Origin of the sequence: Catenulispora sp. GP43, from assembly GCF_041260665.1 — a bacterium.
Taxonomy (GTDB): domain Bacteria; phylum Actinomycetota; class Actinomycetes; order Streptomycetales; family Catenulisporaceae; genus Catenulispora.
In genome coordinates this window covers 199,068-215,435 of the sequence record NZ_JBGCCT010000015.1, presented here as the reverse complement: position 1 = coordinate 215,435, position 16,368 = coordinate 199,068, and the positions used below count along the sequence as shown (strand labels likewise).

Annotated in this window: 13 protein-coding genes; 7 read left to right on the top strand and 6 right to left on the bottom strand. The window is 71.3% G+C overall.

The annotated features are described in order from the left end of the window. Positions 1 to 139 precede the first annotated feature (139 nt). Together ABH926_RS28810 and ABH926_RS28805 are read left to right on the top strand one after the other, a co-directional pair. Complete coding sequence (locus tag ABH926_RS28810; protein ID WP_370368959.1) at positions 140 to 934, top strand: FHA domain-containing protein; 795 nt, start codon at positions 140 to 142, stop codon at positions 932 to 934. Positions 935 to 1,000: 66 nt separating this feature from the next. Then, entirely contained in the window at positions 1,001 to 2,239 is a 1,239-nt protein-coding gene (locus tag ABH926_RS28805) for a GNAT family N-acetyltransferase (protein WP_370368958.1), read from the top strand. A gap of 47 nt (positions 2,240 to 2,286) precedes the next feature. On the opposite strand, the gene ABH926_RS28800 is transcribed toward ABH926_RS28805, so the two are convergent. From ABH926_RS28800 to ABH926_RS28790, 3 genes are all read right to left on the bottom strand, one after another. Then, positions 2,287 to 4,200 (bottom strand): pentapeptide repeat-containing protein, encoded by a 1,914-nt coding sequence (locus ABH926_RS28800; RefSeq protein ID WP_370368957.1) that lies wholly within the window; start codon positions 4,198 to 4,200, stop codon positions 2,287 to 2,289. 94 nt (positions 4,201 to 4,294) lie between these two features. Further along, on the bottom strand, positions 4,295 to 4,957 hold the full coding sequence (locus ABH926_RS28795; protein ID WP_370368956.1) for a response regulator: 663 nt from the start codon (positions 4,955 to 4,957) through the stop codon (positions 4,295 to 4,297). Further along, positions 4,954 to 6,213 (bottom strand): sensor histidine kinase, encoded by a 1,260-nt coding sequence (locus ABH926_RS28790; RefSeq protein WP_370368955.1) that lies wholly within the window; start codon positions 6,211 to 6,213, stop codon positions 4,954 to 4,956. The genes ABH926_RS28795 and ABH926_RS28790 overlap by 4 nt, the downstream gene beginning before the upstream one ends. A gap of 120 nt (positions 6,214 to 6,333) precedes the next feature. Here ABH926_RS28790 and ABH926_RS28785 point away from each other — a divergent pair, with 120 nt between their 5' ends. Genes ABH926_RS28785 through ABH926_RS28775 form a run of 3 tightly spaced genes read left to right on the top strand, consistent with a single transcriptional unit; the run spans position 6,334 to position 8,361 of the window. Then, on the top strand, positions 6,334 to 6,498 hold the full coding sequence (locus ABH926_RS28785; protein WP_370368954.1) for a hypothetical protein: 165 nt from the start codon (positions 6,334 to 6,336) through the stop codon (positions 6,496 to 6,498). Positions 6,499 to 6,514: 16 nt separating this feature from the next. Next, the gene (locus ABH926_RS28780; RefSeq protein ID WP_370368953.1) at positions 6,515 to 7,375 is read left to right on the top strand and encodes an ABC transporter ATP-binding protein; all 861 of its coding nucleotides are present in this window, start codon (positions 6,515 to 6,517) and stop codon (positions 7,373 to 7,375) included. 5 nt (positions 7,376 to 7,380) lie between these two features. Then, the gene (locus ABH926_RS28775) at positions 7,381 to 8,361 is read left to right on the top strand and encodes an ABC transporter permease subunit (protein WP_370368952.1); all 981 of its coding nucleotides are present in this window, start codon (positions 7,381 to 7,383) and stop codon (positions 8,359 to 8,361) included. Between the two features lie 78 nt (positions 8,362 to 8,439). Here the strand turns inward: ABH926_RS28775 and ABH926_RS28770 are convergent, their stop codons facing one another. The 3 genes from ABH926_RS28770 to ABH926_RS28760 all read right to left on the bottom strand — a co-directional run bounded on the left by ABH926_RS28770 (position 8,440) and on the right by ABH926_RS28760 (position 14,585). Next, positions 8,440 to 12,051, bottom strand: a complete 3,612-nt coding sequence (locus ABH926_RS28770; RefSeq protein WP_370368951.1) for a ricin-type beta-trefoil lectin domain protein — start codon at positions 12,049 to 12,051, stop codon at positions 8,440 to 8,442. A 134-nt stretch (positions 12,052 to 12,185) separates the two neighbouring features. Next, on the bottom strand, positions 12,186 to 13,814 hold the full coding sequence (locus ABH926_RS28765) for a serine/threonine-protein kinase (RefSeq protein ID WP_370368950.1): 1,629 nt from the start codon (positions 13,812 to 13,814) through the stop codon (positions 12,186 to 12,188). Between the two features lie 111 nt (positions 13,815 to 13,925). Further along, complete coding sequence (locus ABH926_RS28760; RefSeq protein WP_370368949.1) at positions 13,926 to 14,585, bottom strand: TetR/AcrR family transcriptional regulator; 660 nt, start codon at positions 14,583 to 14,585, stop codon at positions 13,926 to 13,928. Positions 14,586 to 14,736: 151 nt separating this feature from the next. On the opposite strand from ABH926_RS28760, the gene ABH926_RS28755 reads away from it, so the two are divergent. Both ABH926_RS28755 and ABH926_RS28750 read left to right on the top strand, forming a co-directional pair. Further along, a complete protein-coding gene (locus ABH926_RS28755) occupies positions 14,737 to 15,381 on the top strand; it encodes an NAD(P)-dependent oxidoreductase (protein ID WP_370368948.1) in 645 nt (214 codons plus the stop codon). Further along, positions 15,378 to 16,352, top strand: a complete 975-nt coding sequence (locus ABH926_RS28750) for an amidohydrolase family protein (protein ID WP_370368947.1) — start codon at positions 15,378 to 15,380, stop codon at positions 16,350 to 16,352. The genes ABH926_RS28755 and ABH926_RS28750 overlap by 4 nt, the downstream gene beginning before the upstream one ends. Positions 16,353 to 16,368: the final 16 nt, after the last annotated feature.

The window sequence follows — 16,368 nt, the reverse complement described above, 5'->3', positions numbered from 1 at the left end:
GGCGCCCCCGCCGCTTCGTGCACTCACGCTGCGTAGGTTAGCGAGCACTGTCGTGCGAGGGCAATTTGTTGATGATCGTTGAGGACCGGTCCTCGCGCCGTCCGCCTACACTGGCGCCAGCTGAAAGGAGGCCCCTGACATGGCGAACGCCCACTTCCCCCCGCGGATGCTGCCGCCCGGCAGTCCCTCCGAGGGAGTCCCCGCGGCGCCCCCCGGCACGATCTTCGTGCTGGGCCCGGAAGGCGGCTACGCGGTCCCGGCGCGCCGGTACACCCTGCTGTTCGGCCGCGACCGCGAGGACGTGCACGTCCCGGTCGGCGTCGACGACCCGACGGTCAGCCGCCGGCACGGCGTCTTCACCTGCACCGGCCCGGACGGCGGCTGGTGGCTCACGAACACCGGCCACCTCCCGATCGAACTCCCCAACGGCGCCCTGATGCTCACCGGCCACCGCCGCGTCATCGAACCCGGATACACCCCGCTGGTCATCAACTCCTCCAAGCAGCGCTCCCACCTGGTGGAGGTCCGCCTGGTGGACGACGACGACCGCCACCCCCGCTCGACGACCAAGGCCGCGACCGTCGACCCGGAGACCGTCTACGAACTGTCCCCGGCCGAGCGCCTGGTCCTCACCGCGCTGGCCCGCCGCTACCTGGAAGGCCAAGAGCCCTTCCCGCTCCCGCTGACCTGGGAGGACACCGCCCAGACGGCGAACGCCTCGCCGTACACGACCAAGTCCTGGAACTTCCGCACCGTCGCGAACACGGTCGAGGAGGTGCGCGAACGGCTGCACCGCCGCGGCGTGCGCGGGCTGATGCGCGACGAGGTGGGGGAGCCGGTCGGCTCGACGCTGAGCGTGAACCTGATCAGGGAGCTGGTCAAGACGGTGACGCTGAGCGCCGAGGACCTGGAACTGCTGGCCGAACAGGGCTGAGCGAAAATCCGGGCGCGGGCCCGCACCCTGAGTGATCATGGAGTGATCACTCAGGGAGGACCAAGCATGCCCATAGCCGTCAAGTCCGTCTCCGACTCGGAGTTCGACACCTGGTCCGACGCGGTCAGCGTCGGGTTCCTGCACTACGAGAAGCGCGGCCAAGGCGACTTCCGCCGCCTCATGTGGGAGGAGGGGATCTCCCAGGGACGCGTACTCGGGGGTTTCGATGGCGAGCAGATCGTCGGCACGCACGCGACTTTTCACACGGACCTCACAGTCCCTGGCGGCGCGGCTCTCGGCGTTGGTGCCGTCACAGCGGTGACCGTTCAGGCGACGCATCGCCGCCGCGGCATCCTCAAAGGCCTGATGGCGCTCGGCCTCCGGCAGTCGGCGGAGCGCGGCGAGGCCGCCTCCATCCTGATCCCCTCGGAATGGCCGATCTACGGACGCTTCGGCTACGGCCCGGCGACCGAAGAGGCCATGGTCCAGATCGACGCCACCGCGGCCGCCCTGCGGGCCCCGTTGCCCGGCACGGTCGAACTGATCGGCGCCGAGCAGTGGTGCGAGGAGATGCCCGCCGTCTACGACCGCATCCGCACGACGACCCCCGGCGCGATCGAGCGGCCGCTGTGGCGGTGGCGGATGGACGCCGGTCTGGTCCGCCCGGCGGGCCGGCCCGAGGACAAGAGCACGATGTTCGCGGTCCTGCGCGACGAGGCCGGCATCATCCGCGGCTCGGCGAGCTACCAGGCGAAGTCCGCCGGCGAACGCGTCGGCTTCACCCCGAACACGACCCTCAGCGCGTCGGTCCTGGCCGAGACCCCGGCGGTGCGGGCGCGGCTGATGCAGTTCCTGTGGGAGCAGGACTGGGTCGTCCGCGTCGATGTCGAGACCGAGCGCGCCGACGCCGCCTGGCGGCTGTTCATGAGCAATCCGCGCGCGGCACGCCAGTCCGACCGCTACGACACGCTGTGGCTGCGCGTTCTCGATGCCTCCGCTGCCTTGTCGGCGCGGACGTACCAGAGCGAGGGCCGGATCGTCCTGTCCGTCCGCGACGAGGGCGGCCCCGCCGACGGCGTCTACGCGCTGGAAGGCGGCCCGGCCGGCGCGACGGTGAAGCGCACGACTGAGAGCCCTGATCTGACGCTTCCGGTACAGAGCCTCGGGTCGATGCTCCTGGGCGGGTACGCGCCTTCCCTGTTGGTGTCGGCGGATCTGGTGACGGAGGAGCGTCACGGCGCCCTGGCCGTCGCCGACCGGATGTTCAAGACCCCGACGCAACCCTTCGCACCGACCTGGTTCTGACCCGGTTTCGACCCGGCGCGAAAGAGGCCGCTTTCCGATGCGACCGGCTAGTCCGCCTCCAGCGCCTCCAGCAGAACCCTGATGACGCTCTTCGCCGCCTCCCGCTGCCCGGGTCCGACCAGCGGGAGGCAGTCGGCGCCGGCCGGAGGTCGCGCCAGGTCGGTGAGCAGCATGTCGGTGCCGGTGATCTTCAGTCCGGTCCGGCCCTCCCACGGGGCGTCCGGCGGGCCCGGGACGGTCCCGTACTCCACGTTCTGGACGAGCTCGTCGCAGGCCTCCCGGCTCAGCTTGTACGGCGCGTTCTCGCTGAACGAGCGCAGCGCCTCGCGGAAGTCGGCGGTCACCTCCGCCACGTCGCCGGCGAGCCGGGCGCCCAGCAGGACCCTGATCAGGTCCTGGTCGGTGCCCGAGGCGCGGACCGAGCTGTCGGCGTGGAAGCGGCAGCGCATGAGGCCGGAGGAGCGCAGCGCGACGCCGGTGAAGTCGGCGGTGCCGTGGAAGGTGGCGCGGCCCTGCTGCCCGCCGGAGTTCAGCGCGAAGCTGACCTCCGTGCCGGCCACGGACTGCTTGCCGCCGAACGTCGCGCCGGCGAAGCTCGTCGTGCCGTAGAACTGGGCGCCGCTGAAGTCGGCGCGGGCCAGGCGGCAGTCGGAGGCGTCGAAGTCGATCAGGGTGGCGCCGGAGAGCTGGAGGTCGATGTCCTCCCACAGCGGCCGGCCGGGACGGGGCCGCGTCCGCTCGGTGAGCAGGCGCTGGGCGGCGCGGCGGGCCCGCAGCTCGGTGAACTGCGCCGGGGCGAGGTCGAACAGGTCGGTGGCCACGGCGAACGACAGGGGAGTGCGCAGGTAGGCGCAGACCGTGTCGGCGATGCGTTCCCGCAGATCCGGCTCGGCGTCGCCGAGGTCGCCGAGGATCCGGAGCCCGGCCAGCCGGACCTCGGGATCGGGATCGGCGAGGTGCAGGTGGTAGGGCGTGAGCGAGGTGTCCAGGACCACGAGCGCGGCGCCGTCGTCTTCCAGGCCCGCGGCGGTCGTCCAGCCCAGGGGCCAGTCCTGGCCCTCCGGCCACTCCTGCCCCTTCTCCTGGGCGGCCGCGGTCAGCCGGGCGCCGGTGAGGTCGACCGCGGGCTGGATGAGGTGGACCCGTCCGCCGAACACACAGCGCTGGAAGGACACCGCGCTGCCGAAGCGTGCCTTCCAGAACCAGGCCTCGCGGGCGAACGCCGCGTCGGCGAAGGACACGCCGTGGTTGAAGCGCGTGCCGTCGCCGCCCTCCTCCCACATCTGGTACTCGTCGGTGAGTTCGGCGATCGGCCAGTTCGGGTCGTCCTCGTTGAGCTCGTCCCAGGCGACGGTGCGCCGCGTCTCGATCTCCTCCCAGGCCTCGTCCTCCTCGTCCAGGGACTCCTCGCCCCGGCCGAACCAGGCGATGCTGTGGAAGCGGGCGCGCGAGAAGTCGGCGTCCGCCCGGAACCTGGCCCGCCCGAAGTCCGCCGCGCGGTTGAAGCGCGCACCGGCGAAGGACGCGTCGCCCTCGAAGACCGACCGCTGGAACAGCGCCTGGTCGGCGAAGCGGGCGCCGGCGAAGACGGAGTCGCCGTGGAAGTGGGTGTCGGTGAGGCTGACGGCGCCCAGGCGGCACTCGCCGAAGTCGACGTCCGGCAGGATGGCACCGTCCAGCACCAGGTCGAGGCACTGCTCGCAGCCGGCGGCGCACGGCGCGTCCGCCGCGGCCCCGTCGGCGTCAGGATGCTGACGTGCCAGCGCCGCCAGCAGCGCGACGGCCTGCTCCCCGGCAGGCGCCTGCTCGGCGGGCTCGCGCAGGTAGCGGCACACGGCGTCGGCGATCGGCTGCCGCTGCTCGGGATGCTCCCCGGCGAGGGCTGCCAACGCTTGAAGGGCGGCGCGGTGGGACTCAGCGTCCGCGTCGGCCAGTAGGGGACCTGTGAGCCGAGCAAGCATAGAGACACGTTACGGATCCGGACCCCTGAGCGGGGTCAGTAGAAATACCGGCAGTGGCCGCCCCGGCGGTGTTGTACGGCAGGGTACGGCAGGGCTAGAGACCCGGATCCATCAGCCGGTTCTCCCAAGCCCACGCCGCCACCCCGACCCGGTTCCGGACCCCCAGCTTCCCCTGGATGCTCGCCAGATGGCTTTTGACGGTACTCAGCGAGATGAACAGCTCCGCGGCGATCTCCTGATTGGTCCGCCCGGCCGCGATGGACTTCACCACCTCGACCTCCCGCACGGACAACGGCTGGGCCGGCTGCCGCCCCGCCTTCTTGGCCCGCGGCGGCGCGATGTGCTTGAGCAGCCGCACCGTCACCGACGGCGAGATGAGCGCATCGCCCGAACTCGCCGCCCGCACCGCCTCGGCGAGCAGCGCGGGCCCCGCGTCCTTGAGCACGAACCCGAGCGCCCCGGCCTGAAGCGCGCCGTAGACGTACTCGTCGAGATCGAAGGTGGTCACGACGACGACCCGCAGCGGATCGGCCACCCCGGGCCCGGCGAGCGCGCGGGTCACCTCGATGCCGTCCAGGCGCGGCATGCGGATGTCCACCAGGCACACATCAGGCCGCAGCCGCCGCGCGAGCCCGACCGCCTCGGCACCGTCGGTGGCCTCGGCGACCACGGTGATGTCGGGCTGGTCCTCGAGGATCAGGCGCAGGCCGCGGCGGACCATGGCCTGGTCGTCGGCGAGCAGGACGGTGATGGTCAACGGGGGGCTCCTGGGGCGGAGGTCGAGGTTGGGGTGGAGAGCGAGGCAGCCGAGTCCGAGGATGAATCAGAGCACGAAGCCGAGTCCGGGCCCGAGCGCGAAACCGGCAGCACCGCACTCACCACCCACCCCGCCCCGCCGCCGCCCGCCCGCTGCCCCGCCTCAAGCGTCCCGCCCAGCGCCTCGACCCGCTCGCGCATGCCGATCAGGCCGAAGCCGGGGCGGTGCAGGTGGCGGGGCGGCGTGGCCGGGGCGTCGTCGGCGACCTCGACGCGGATGCCGTCCGCGCCCTGCGTGATCGCGATGGTGGCCGAGCGGGCGTTCATCGCGTGGCGGGCGATGTTCGTCAGCGACTCCTGCACCACGCGGTAGACCGTCGAGGCGATCTCCGGCGGCCACTGCGTCTCGTTCCGCTGCGGCATGCTCAGGGTCACCGCGGGGCCGTGGCCGGCGAAGCGCGCGACCAGCTCGGCCAGGTCCTCCGGGCCGGTGCCGGCGGCGGTGGTGACCGCGTCGTCGGTATCGCGCAGCAGGGCGACCACGCGGCGCATCGCCGTCAGGGCCTCGGTGCCGGCCGCTTCGATCTCGGTCAGCGCGTCGTCGAGATCCTCAGGGTCCTGACCTCTGCGCGCGGTGATCCTCGCCGCCTGCGTCTGGAGCACGATGCCCGTGATGTGGTGCGCGACCACGTCGTGCAGCTCCCGGGCCATCGCCAGCCGCTCGTCGCGGCGCACGCGCTCGGCGGTGTCGTGCCGGCGGCGGTCCAGGTAGCGGAGCCACAGGCCCAGCGCGACCGCGGCCAGCCAGGTCTCGGCGCCGACCCGGTACGCCGCGTGCGAGGTCTGATACCCCAGGGCCGTGCCGAGCCGGCCGGCTCCGGCGACGAACACGCCGCACAGCGCGATCGCCGTGGCCGGCACCGATGGCAGCACCCTGACCGCCGTGATCGCCAGCACCGCCAGCGCGAGGATCGCGGCCGCGCCCGGTTCGCTGGGCAGCCCGGCGAGCGTCGCGACGACTGCCGCGACGGTGCTCACCGCGAGTCCGGCGATCGCCGCCGCCAGCGGGTGACGCCGCCGGGCCAGCGCGGCCGCGCACACCGTGCCGTCGGCCACCGTGTCGAAGACCCAGGCGCGGCCGTCGTGCGCGAAGCGGTCGGCGGTGAACGCCAGCACCGCCGCGCCCAGCAGTGCGAACAGGACGTCCGCCGCGGCCCCGGCCCGCCCCGTCGGCCGTTGCCGATCTTGTACGCTCACGCCGGCCACGCTACGGGACGCCGCCCCCGGCGCAGAACCGGCCGAAAGGACGATCCCGCGGCGGCCGAACCGTGCTTTCGGTCGATGCCGGCCGACGCCTGCGGCCAGCACCGTTGAGGCATGATCTCGAACTCCCCGGCATCCGGTGCCGTGCTCGCCGACCCCAACCACTACAGCCCGCTCTTCTACACCCTGATCATGATCGACGTGATCGCGGTGCTGATCGTGTTCTTCACGATCGTGCGCTTCGTGCTCAGGCTGATCGACCGCCGCTCCCGCGGCTGAAGGGGCCGGCAGAACCATGACACCCGTTCTGGAAGCCAGGGGCCTCGGCAAGCGCTACGGCCGCCGCCACGCCCTGACCGACTGCGACCTGAGCATCCCGCAGGGCCGCGTGATCGGGCTGGTCGGCCCCAACGGCGCCGGCAAATCCACGCTGTTGCAACTGGCCTGCGGTCTGATCAAGCCGAGTTCGGGCACCATCACCGTGCTCGGCGAGCGGCCCGGCACCGATGCCGCGCAGCTGGCCAAGGTCGGCTTCGTCGCGCAGGACACGCCGGTGTACGCCGCGCTGTCCGTCGCCGACCACCTGAAGATGGGAGCGCGGCTGAACCCCGGCTGGGACGACCGGCTCGCGCAGCGCCGGCTCGCGCAGATCGGCCTGGACCCGGACCAGAGGGCCGGACGGCTGTCCGGCGGCCAGCGCGCGCAGCTGGCGCTCACCGTCGCCGTGGCCAAGCGGCCGGAGCTGCTGATCTTCGACGAGCCGGCCGCCGCGCTCGACCCGCTGGCCCGGCGCGGGTTCCTGGAGAACCTGATCGAGTTCATCGCCGATCTCGGCGCGAGCGCGATCCTGTCCTCGCACGCGCTCTCTGACGTCCAACGGGTCTGCGACCACCTGATCGTGCTCACCGATTCCCGGGTCCAGATCGCGGGGGACGTGGCACAGCTGCTGGCGGACCATCGCCGATTCACCGGGCGCCGCACCGATTTCGAGGCCATGCCGCCGGGATCGCGGATCGTCCACATCGACCACACGCCGGCCGGCAGCAGCGCGATCGTCCGCGCCGGCCAGGCGCCGCCGACCGGGCCGTGGCACGTCGAGGACCTCGACCTCGAGACACTCGTGCTGGCCTACATGACGCGGGAGGCCGGACGATGATCTGGATGACCTGGCGCCAGTTCCGCACCCAGGCGATCATCGGTATCAGCGCCCTGGTACTGCTGGCGGCCTACCTCGTGATCCTCGGCGAGCAGATCCGCCACACGTACGACGCGGACGCCGCGCAGTGCGCGAAGGGCGCCTGCGCGGGCGTGATGAACGAGTTCACCGACCGGTACGACACCCAGGTCGACGTCCTCGGGTACGCGCTGATCGTGGTCCCGGTGCTCGTCGGCATGTTCTGGGGCGTACCGCTGATCACCAGGGAGCTAGAGGCGGGCACGCATCGGCTGGCCTGGAACCAGTCGGTGACGCGCGGCCGCTGGCTGGCGGTGAAGCTGGGATTCGTCGGCCTGGCCGTGGTGGCGTTCACCGGCCTGTGCAGCCTGCTCCTCACCTGGGCCGCGAGCCCGATCGACAAGGTGCACGACAACCGCTTCACCCCGCTGGTCTTCGACGCGCGCGACATCGTCCCGGTCGCCTACGGCGCCTTCGCCTTCCTGCTCGCCACGACCTTCGGCTTGTTCGTCCGGCGCACGGTCCCCGCGATGGCCGCGGTCCTGGTCGTCTTCGCGGTCGTGCAGGGCGTCATACCGACGATGGTCCGCCCGGACTACGTCGCCCCGGTCAGCCAGACGGTCCCCCTGACCAAGGCCGAAGTCAGCGGCCTGTCATTCTTCGGCGAGTACGGCACGGTCGGCGGCGTCAGCGTCCACGGCGGCCCGTGGATCGTCTCGACCAGCGCGGTGCTCGACGCCTCCGGCAAGGACGTCGGCCACACCGCATGGTGGTCGAACTGCGTGAACGTGGCATCCCCGGCGCAACTGCCGGACTGTGTCGCCAAGGAGAACGCCCACGTCGACGTGACACTCCAGCCTGCCGACCGTTTCTGGTCGTTCCAGTGGTACGAGACGGGCATCTTCGCCTTGTTCGGCGTGGTGCTGGCGGGTCTGTGCTTCTGGCGGATCCGGAGCAGGCTCTCCTGACCGCCGAACGCGCGTGATGGCGTGACGCCGACCAGCGTCACGCCATCACGTCATCGCGCTGTACGAGCCGTCGCCGCATCAGCCCCCGAGGCTGAACTGCTGCGCCGCGGTGCTGTTGCAGTCGTAGATCTGCAACAGGTCGCCCGCCTTCTCGTTGTTGTCGGGATCGTCGAGGCAGCGCCCCGACTGCGGGTTGAGCAGCGACCCGTTCGACTGCGTCACCCACGTCTGCGAGCCGGTGCCGTTGCAGTCGTACAGCTGGACCTGCGTGCCGTTGGCGGTCCCGCCGTTGTCGACGTCCAGGCACTTGCCGAACACGCGGATCGTGCTGTCGCCCGGGGTGTACCAGCGCTGGGCGTCGGTCTGGTTGCAGCCCCACAGTTGAGTGGCGGTCGCGTACGACGGATCGGCGCCGGCCACGTCCACGCATAGGCCGCCGGGGCCGACGACCGGGCCGGGCGGGAGCTTCCAGACTTGGGACGCGGCGTCGGTGCAGTCCTGGAGTGTCAGTTGGACCGCGCCAGGCGTTGTGTTGCCGCCGGTGACCGTGAGACAGCGTCCTGATTGCGGGTTGATCAGTTCGCCGTTGCTCTGTGTGACCCAGTTCTGCGAGCCGGTGGTGTTGCAGGTGTAGAGCTGGATCGGGGTTCCGTTGGCGGTGCCGGCGTTGGAGGCGTCCACGCACTTGCCGAGGACCTGAAGGGTGCTGCCGGCGGTGTGGGTGAACTGCTGCGCGGTGCTGTGGTTGCAGGTGTAGAGCTGCATGGCCGTGCCGTCGGTGCTGGTGCCGCCGCGGGTGTCCAGGCACAGGCCGGCGTCGCCGACGACCTCCCCGCTGGTCGGGTTGGCGGTGGCGCTGCCGGTCAGGCTGATCGTGTGCTGCGCGCCGACCGGGAGCGCGCCGGTGGTCACGGTCGTCGTGCGCTCGTTCGGGTTGTAGGCCCACGCGGTCTCGGGGACCTGGGTGCCGTCGACGAAGACGGCGGTCGGGGCGGCCGTGTTCGACAGCCGCAGGGTGTACGAGCGCTGAGTCGCGGCGCCGGTGAAGCCGCCGGTGTCGGCGCCGATGGTCAGCGTGCGCGAGGCGTCGCTCCAGGAGAGCGGCGTCGTGGTCGACTGGCCGCTCTGGTAGCCGTTGCCCTCCCCGGCGTCCTGGTAGAGCGGGAACGAGCCGTCGGCGCCGGCCGCGACGGAGAGCGTGACCAGGGTCAGCGGCGAGGCGTTGCTGTCGTTCACGTAGTTGGTGCGCTGGGGCATGATGCCGCCGCTCTTGATCAGGACGGGCATCTCGTTGAGCGGGTCGGTGATGGTCACCGTGGTCGGGCCGGTGTAGCTGGTGCCGGTGAAGTAGTCGGTCCAGGTGCCCGGCGGGACCCACGCGCTGACGGAGCCGTTTCCGTTGGCGTCGCTCGCGGTGGTGATCGGGGCCACGAGCACGTTGTCGCCGTACAGGTACTCCTGCTTGAACGTGTACGCCTCGTTGTTCGAGGGGTAGTCCAGATACAGGGGCCTGATGATCGGCACGCCGGTGGTGTGCGCCTGCGCGGCCAGCGTGTACGTGTACGGCACGAGCGCCTCGCGCAGCCGCAGGAACCGTTCGGCGCTGGCGTCCGCGGCCGTGCCGTAGTTCCAGGGCAGCCGGTCGCCGTGGTCGGAGTGCAGGCGGTCGATGGGCTGGAAGGCACCCAGCTGCACCCAGCGGGCGTACATGTCGTCGGCCAGGTGGTCTCCGTGGAAGCTGCCGATGTCGTTGCTGACGTTGGAGATCCCGGCCGCGGCCTCGTCCCCGGCGAACTGCGCCTCCAGCGCCATCATGGCCCAGGTGGCCTCGGTGTCGCCGGTGAACTGCATGGTGTTGCGCCGCTCCGACCACGGTCCCAGCGCGTAGTTGCCGTTGTCGCCGGCCTGCGAGGAGGAGCCGATGCGGCCGAAGGAGAAGCCGCGCAGGCCGCGGGCGGTGCCGTCCTGGGCGTAGGCCTGGTTGATGAAGTTGCCGGGGGCGACGTGCGGGTCGCTGGCCGTGGAGTTGCCGCATCCGCCGCAGTAGTCCAGCCACCACTCGCGCACACCCTGCTGTTCGAAGGGCTTGTGCAGGTTGAAGTACGCCGCCAGCTGGTTCGGGTTCGACCAGTCGAACTCGTAGTCGCCGGAGCGCGTGACGTCGGGGGACAGGCCTCCGGCGGTGCTGTTCGCGGCGGAGAACTGCGGGTCCGAGCCGGAGATGGCGGTATGGATGTTGAGAGCCGTCTGCAGGCCTTGTTGCTGGGTCCAGGTCATGAACGCGTTGGGATCGGGGAACAGGGAGGTGTTCCAGTTCCAGCCGTCCCACTGGTTGGGGGACTTCCAGTCGGTGTCGACGACCAGCCAGTCCAGCGGCGTGTGCGTGCTGCGGAACGTGGGAAGCAGCGTGTTCTCGTAGTCGGAGGTGCTGTAGGCGTAGTAGCGCGAGTACCAGACGCCGTAGGCGGATTCCGGCAGCAGGTTCGCACTGCCGGTCAGGGCATTGAGATCGGACAGGCCTTGCTTGTAGTCGCTGCCGTAGCCGAAGAAGTAGCCGTCCTGATAGGGCTGGCCGCCGTGGCCGGGCCGGTCGGTGACGGTGCCGTTCGCGTTCAGCAGCGCCGAGCGGGAGTCGTCCAGCAGGTACCAGCCGTCACGGTCCAGGATGCCCGGCCGCTCGGTCGCGGTGGCCGGGTTCTGGTTGTCCAGCGAGCCGGACCATCCGCCGAGGGTGTCGGTGGGGCCGGCGCCGTAGGCGGTGGTCAGCAGTGCGCTGGAGGCGCCGGGCGCGGGGTAGGCGGCGCCGGAGGCGGTCACCGCCAGGCTGTCGACGTTCACGTTGGCGCTGTCCGAGGCGTTCTGCACGATGCCGATCGTGTTGACGCCGGCGTTCAGCGTGACCGGGACGGACACCGTGGACCAGGTGTCCCAGGAACCGGTGACGGGCATGCTGAGCGTCGGACCCGGCGCGCCGTTGACGGTGGTCGACAGGGTGCGGGTGATGCTCTGGCCGTCGCCGCCGGCGGCGTTCGCGTAGCGCACGCTGAGCTGGTAGGTCCCGCCGGACGGGACGGCCGAGACGTCCTGTTGGACCGCGCTGTGCACCTGGGTGAAGCCGGCGACGAAGCCGGACCCGGTGTAGTTGTTGTGGTCGTAGGCGGCCATCGCGCCCCAGCTGAGCAGTCCGTCCTCGGCTTCGCAGGCGGTGCCGAACGCGCAGTAGGACGGGAACGACGGCGCGGCCGTCGTATTGGTCCCGGCGACCGTGATCGAGGTGTTCGCGGCGGTGAACGGCCCGCTCCCCTCCTTGTAGCGCAAGGTGATCGAGCTGGTGGTGATGACGCGGTAGCCGCCGCTCACCGACGTCGTGAAGGACACCGCGGGGAACGAGCGGTTTACAGCGTTGAAAGTCTCGGAGTCCTGGAACTGGTTGTCCCCGGCGTACTCCATGCGGATCAAGGTCGGGGTGAGCACTTCGAAGCGGGCGCTGCCGTCCAGGACGGCCGTCGACGCCGCCGTCGCCTGCGTTTTGGTGCTGCTGGCGGCGGTCGCGGCGGCCGGTGCGTACAGGGCCGAGCCCGCCAGGGCGAGCAGGCCGACGGCGGCCGCCAGTCGGCCCGCGCGTCGTCGGCGCCGGGCGCCGCGGGGCGGTGGAACGCGGAAGTCCTTGCCGGGAGCGCGTGGTTTCATGCCTGCTCAGCTCCATCCGGTGGCTGTGACAACGCTGAATACAACGTTGTAATAGGCATTTAACAGACCGTCAGCCGATGAGCAAGGCCTGACATCAGGAGGCTGCTTCGGGTGGCGGAAAACCGTTCCTCGCGTTACTGCTTGGTCAACTCCGCCTGGAAGGACCCGAGGGCCAGCTGCATGGAACCGTCCTGGTTCAGCGTGTAGACCTCGTCGTCCGTGATCGGCACACAGCCGAGGCTGGCGGTGTTCGGGATGACGCGCAGCACCATGCGCGCGGCGTCGGCGGACACCAGGGACGTCTTGATCCGGCAGATCTGGCCGTCGCCGCCGTCGTTGGTGACCGTGCCGACCGCGTCGCCGGGATGCCCCTGGGCGACGGTGACGGCGATGGCCAAAGGCGTGGGGAGCAGCGGGCCGGTGGCGGTGCCCTGCCAGGACCCGAGGTACTTGCCCGGAATCGAGCCGCTGGCAGCCGAGCGGCTGGGGGAGGAGCTGATCGGAGCTGAGCGGCTGGGTATCGAGGTGATGGGCGCCGTGCCATTCGCGGTCGAGCTCGGCGTTCCCGTGGACGAAGAAGAAGATGCGATCGCTATCGCGATTGCCGCTACCACCACGACCGCACCAGCGCCGAGCGCGGCCAGGAGGGGTCCGCGACGTTTGGGACTTGCCGGTGGGAGCGGTGCGGTCTGCCAGGAAGGCTGCATCGGCCCGGTCTGTATCGGCCCGGTCATCGTCGCCACGGCGGTCAGCGGTGCCTGCGAAATCGGGGGAGCGAAGGTCTGGGGCGGCGGTTGGTAGACAGGCGTCGCGAATCCCTGCGGGGATACTGGATCGGCCGGCGCCGTGCCGTGCCCGGCATCGGCTTCGAGGTCCAACAGCTCCACGGCCAGCCGCCCGACCGAGGCCGAGATGGCCGGCGGCAGCCAGCCGGCGGCGCCGAGCCGGGCCGTCTCCCCGTCGGCCTCCAGCCCGGCCCGCACCTGCTCGGTGGTGGGGCGCTCAGCGGGGTTCTTCGCCATGCACGCCGCGACGAGCGCGCGCAGTCCGGGGTCGAGCCGCCCCAGATCAGGGGCCTCATGAAGCACCCGGTACAGCAGCGTCGCGACAGCCTGGTTCTCGCCGAACGGCGGCGTCCCGGCCGCGGCGAACGCCAGCACCGCGCCGAGCGAGAACACGTCGCTGGCCCGCCCGGCCGCCGTGCCCTGCGCCTGCTCCGGCGACAGATACCCCGGCGAGCCGACGAGCAGGCCGGTGCGGGTGAGCTGCACCGCGGCGTCCAGGGCCCGGGTGATGCCGAAGTCGATCAGCCGGGGCCCGTCGAGCGCGAGCAGCACATTCGAGGGCTTCACGTCCCGGTGCACCAGGCCGAGCCCGTGGACCGCGCTGAGTGCCTCGGCCAAGCCGGCTCCCAGCGCGCGCACCGATGCCGGCGGCAGCGGCCCGAACTCCCGCACCGCCGCCTGCAGCGAGGGCCCGGCCACGTACCCGGTCGCGACCCACGGCTGCGGACCCTCGGTGTCGGCGTCGAACACCGGCGCCGTCCACCGCCCGCCGACCCGCCGCGCGGCGGCGACCTCCTGCCGGAAGCGGGCCCGGAACTCGCTGTCGTTGGCCAAGTCGGCGTGCACCCGCTTGACCGCGACGGTCCGGCCGCCGGCCGTCCGCCCGAGATAGACCAGGCCCATCCCGCCCGAACCCAGGCGGCGCACCAACCGGTACCCGCCGATCCACTGCGGATCGTCCGCTCTCAGCTGCTCCATGCCCGACCTGCTCCCCTCACGCCCCGCGCCCCGAGGAGGCCCGTCTCCTCGGTCACGATCGTGGCAGACAGGAGCGACCTTAGTGCACATGACAGAGCCCTTGAACAGGTCCTAACGCTCGGGCAGAAGTGCCGCGATCTCGGCGGCGGGGCGCCCGGTGTGCAGGCTGAGCAGGTCCGCGATCAGCTCGTCGAGCGGGGGCCAGGGGATGTCCCCGTGGTCGTTGTAGACGCTGATCAGGCCGTGCATCGCCGTCCAGAGCATGAGCCCGGCCTGCCACTGGCTCTTGTCGTCGGAGCGCGGACCGTCGGAACCCTTGACGGCGGCCAGGGCCGTGATGACGGAGTCGAGCAGTTCGGCCCCGGCGCCGTGCGCGGTCCGGGGGACCAGGTCCGCCGGCATCCTCCCGCCGAGCAGGGTCCGGTAGTGACCGGGCTGGTCGACGCCCCAGTGTATATACGCCGCGCACCGGGCGACGAGGTCGGCGAGCGGGTCGGCGGCCGATGCCGCGGCCTGCTCCATGACCCGCGCCAGTTCCTCGTAGCGCAGCCGCAGGACGTGTTCGATCAGGGCACTGAGATCCGGGAAGTGGCTGTAGATGCTGGCCGGAGCGACGCCGACCTCGCGGGCCACCTGCCGCAGGGTGATCGTCTCGGGCTGGTCCAGGGTGGCCAGCAGCCGCGCCGCGGCCTCGATGAGCTGGTCCCTGAGTACCTGCCCCTGGCCGCGCGGATTACGGCGGCGGGCCGGTTCCTGGCCGGCAGAGCTCATTACCACCCTTTCCGGCCAGCGTGAACGGTGCGCGACGACGGTCCAGCCTACAGGCCGGGCGGGGTCGGGCCCGGTCCGCCGCGGTTGACAGCCGCTAACCAACAGTTGTTCACTTACTTAGCCAACACTTGTTCAGTTAGGGAGTGGATCCATGCGCATCGCAGTGCTCGGCGCCTCCGGGAGGGTCGGCCGCCTGCTGGTCGACCAGGCGGGCGGACGGGGGCACCAGGTCGTGGCCCTCGTCCGCGAGCCGGACCGGTTCGCCGCCTCATCGCCGGCCGCCCAGAAGGTCGAGGTCCGGCGGGCGGACGTCACGGACCCGCGGACGTTTCCCGACCTCGGCGATCTCGACGTGGTCGTGTCCACCCTCGGCATCAGGAAGGCCGACGGACCCGGTGTGCTGGTCGCCGGGGCCCGGGCTCTGGCCGCGACGGGCGTGCGCACGGTGTGGCTGGGCGCGCTGGGATCCGGCGGGTCCACCGGCGCGGGCGGCGTCTTCTACCAGACGGTGATGCGCATGTTCGTCGGCGCGGAACTCGCTGAGAAGGCCGAGGCGGACGCCATCGCCATGCGGGCCGGGGCCACGGTCGTGCACGCCCCGGACCTCGGAAACGGTCCGCTCAGCCCGCGACGCGGCGCCGTCCGACTCGCCGACTATCCACGTCCCCTGATGATCCCGAGGATCTCCCGCGCCACCGCCGCCGCTGTCCTCCTCGACGAGGCGGAGACTGGCAGGCATGGAGCACAGCTCGGCGGGCACGGAGCCGAGATCGTGGTGGCGGTGGGCAAGGCATGAGTGAGCTTCGCGGTCACATCGCCATCGAAGAGGCCATCGCGGTCCCCGGGCTGGCCGAGCGCCGTCCGCCGATCCCGTTGCCGGGCAACGTCAAGCCCGAGTTCGTCGCGGACATGCTGGCCCGGCTCCCCGACGTCACCCGGTGGCGCCTGCCGGAGATGGACGCCAACGGCATCGCCATGCAGGTGCTCTCGCTCACCGTCCCGGGGATCGAGGCCGACGAGAACGCGGCCCGGGCGGTCGCCAACGCCGGGTTCGTCAACGACTACCTCGCCGATGTCGTCCGTGACCACCCCGATCGGTTCGCGGCCTTCGCCGCCCTACCGTTGCAGGACCCTGATGCGGCGGTGCGGGAGCTCCAACGGGCCGTCGGCGAACTCGGTCTTCGGGGCGCCCTGGTCAACGACCACGTTCAGGGCCGCTACCTCGACGATCCGGCCTTCGACCAGGTGTGGGCCGCGCTGGCCGAACTCGGCGTGCCGCTGTATCTGCACCCGGGGATGCCGCCGGCCGACGCGTGGCACGTCCTGGCGGGGCATCCGGAGATGTACGGGGCGCTGTGGAGCTGGCAGGCCGAGACCGGCGGGCACGCGATGCGCGTGGTGCTCTCGGGGGTGTTCGACCGGCATCCGGAGGCCCGGATGATCCTCGGACACGCCGGTGAGTTCCTGCCGTTCCAGCTGTCCCGGTTCGACTCCCGGTACGCGACCCTGACGGTCCCCGCACCGCTGCGCCGCGAGCCCTCGGCGTACTTCGGGGAGAACGTTCAGGTCACCACCAGCGGCATCCTTGCCCCTGCCGCGGTCAAGGCGTTGGTCGACGTCCTCGGCCCGGACGCGGTGTTGTTCGCCGTCGACTACCCCTACGAGTCGACGAGCGCGGCGGTCGCAGCCCTCGAACAAGCGGCGATTCCCTTTGCCGACAAGGAGAAGGTCGCCTTCGGCAACGCCCGACGGCTGCTTCGGCTCTGACCGCTCCCTTGGCTGT